The organism is thiotrophic endosymbiont of Bathymodiolus puteoserpentis (Logatchev), assembly GCF_900127505.1.
Lineage (GTDB): Bacteria > Pseudomonadota > Gammaproteobacteria > PS1 > Pseudothioglobaceae > Thiodubiliella.
Map to the genome: position 1 here is coordinate 36,329 of NZ_UEXF01000019.1, position 2,202 is coordinate 38,530.

At 38.1% G+C, this 2,202-nt stretch carries 2 protein-coding genes; both read right to left on the reverse strand.

Features of this window, described 5'->3' with window-relative positions; all coding sequences use genetic code 11:
- A partial coding sequence (locus BHECKSOX2_RS02105) for a hypothetical protein (protein WP_180323617.1) occupies positions 1–452 on the reverse strand: 452 nt, incomplete at its 3' end.
- Positions 453–637: 185 nt separating this feature from the next.
- Positions 638–2,170, reverse strand: coding sequence for an RHS repeat-associated core domain-containing protein (locus BHECKSOX2_RS02110; protein ID WP_139682464.1), 1,533 nt, complete (start codon positions 2,168–2,170; stop codon positions 638–640).
- Between the last annotated feature and the right edge of the window lie 32 nt (positions 2,171–2,202).

A 2,202-nucleotide genomic window follows, 5' to 3' on the forward strand; every position in this document is an offset into this window, starting at 1 on the left:
ACTACTTTTGCCACATCAGCAGGGTTAAAAGCACCTGAGGTTTTGTTGATGATTAGGGTTTTAGAGGCGTGTGTATAGCTATATTCTAAACCACTCACTGTGCCAATGGTTTTACCCGTTACTTTGGCAATATCGGCATTTAACGCAAGCTCAGCATCTAATACTAATTTATCGTTTGCTTCATTCAAGCCAGCACCGCCTAACACCACTTTAATGGTTTTAATATCCGTATCGGTGGTGTCTGCAATGTCTGCATCAAAAGCAACGCCTGTGGCGATTTGTATTGTGCCTGTGGTTACTGAATTACTAGATTGGATGCCTGCCATAGGATCTAAATCGATAATAGGAGATGAATCGTTCACTGCAACATTGTGTTTAATTGAAGGTGTTATTTCTTGCTTAGGTTGCTTAACGGCTTTTTGTGCTTTAGTTTGACTAGTTTTTGTTTGCATGGTTGGTTTACTCAATATTGATTTAAATTAGATTAATTGTGGATAATACTATGATACTTTTAACTGCGTTTTTAAAATAAAAAATTCAAATTTCGATAAGTCTAAATCTTTAAAAACACCATATATGAATAAGCAAAGCAAGGATCTGCACTATTTTTTTCATCTATTTGGGCTGGGCTCACAGGTTAAAACATAGATATTTCTGAGTCCATCTTGTTTTTTTGATATGTTCGATAACTCACCCCGCTTCCAACATATTTTATTATATGTTGAGACAATCCTGTAATATTATTACTAATGCCATAATAATATAATTTTTCGTTTACATTAGAAAATTCTTTTTTAGTGTAAACGCTTCCTGCCCATGCGTCTACCACTAAAGAACTTTCATTCCATTTTTCAGGTTCAAATATGGGGGTGCGTTGATCGCGATTAATTAAGTTGAAGGCATGATCAGGTTTTGTTGTGAGTAGATATTCTGCTGTCATATTAGAATGATTTTTTCTTAACTCGTTCAACATAATAAGTGCACATTCCGAACAATTAGCAACTTTATATGTGTTAATGACTAAATCCTCATATTCCTTGCTTGCAAAAAATTGTATAGAATCATTGGGAAAGGGGACGCCAGTTTGATTTATATTGGCAATATGACCATCTATACTATTTCGTAATTGTTTTATTTTTATTGTTCGCTGATCATATCCTCTAAGATCACGGTTTCGGCTAGAAGATTCTAATGTACTCAGTTTTTTAAAAACATGTGATTGAAAAATTTCTTGTTGTATTTGAGCCATTTCCTTACTTGAATTGTGTAATAGTGCATCTTTATCTATTCTATATTCTTTAGAAACTTCTCTTTCGATTTCTATATTATTTATTCCCCCAACAGCACCTTCTTCCACAGCCTCTTGTTCAGGTGTTTTTTTCATATGCCCTGTTGGATCCCTATATTTAAGGGGATTATTACCCACATAAACATACAAATTCAAGCTAACACCTGCTGAATCAGGGTTTACCCACCTTGACAGCCATGGGGCTAGGTATCTAGCCCCGTAGTAGCATAAACCACTACTATCATCTCTTTCTTTACCCGTGTAGCGATAGCGTTTTTGTTGCACTTGGGTTTTGTCTTTACCCGCAATGATGGTAGTGCCACCGTAGGGGTAGTAGTATTCGTAACTAAGGGTTTGGGCTTTGTCATCCAATTCTAAGGCGTTGGATTGTAGGTGGCTGGCGAGTTGGTAGCGAGTTTGGATGGGGTTTTGTGTGTTGTCTTTATTGCTTTCGCGCAGGATATGGGTGCCGATGTGCAGGGTGCTACTTTGTTGTTTTGCTTGGTTGATTGAAAGATCTAGTGAGGGCAGGTAGCCTCTCTGGCTTTGCACTTGGTGTTTAGATTCAGTTACAGTGCGAACTCGTTTGCCTTGGTAATTATAAACATAGTATTGTGTGGCGTTGCTTTTGTCTGCTTTGGTGAGTTTGTTAAGGGTATTGTTGTAGCACCACTCTAGGTTACCGATATTGTTTAAGTTTAATAGATTGCCGTTGGCATCAAAGTCGATGGTGGATTGTTGGGTTTCAGTGCCACGGTTGCTGTTAGGGTGGATAGTGAGAGTTTGTTGCCAAGTGTTGCTTTTTGCTTGGTGTGAGAGGTGGATTAGGTTGTTGCCTGTGTCGTAGGTGTGGGCTTGGTGGTAGGGTTCTAGTGAAATCATAATATGGCACAGTGGTCTGTTTGTCGTCTTAT

What these genes read in the sequence shown, in the direction of transcription:
- BHECKSOX2_RS02110 (WP_139682464.1), bottom strand. Translation starts at nt 2,170, where the DNA reads ATGATTTCACTAGAACCCTACCACCAAGCCCACACCTACGACACAGGC.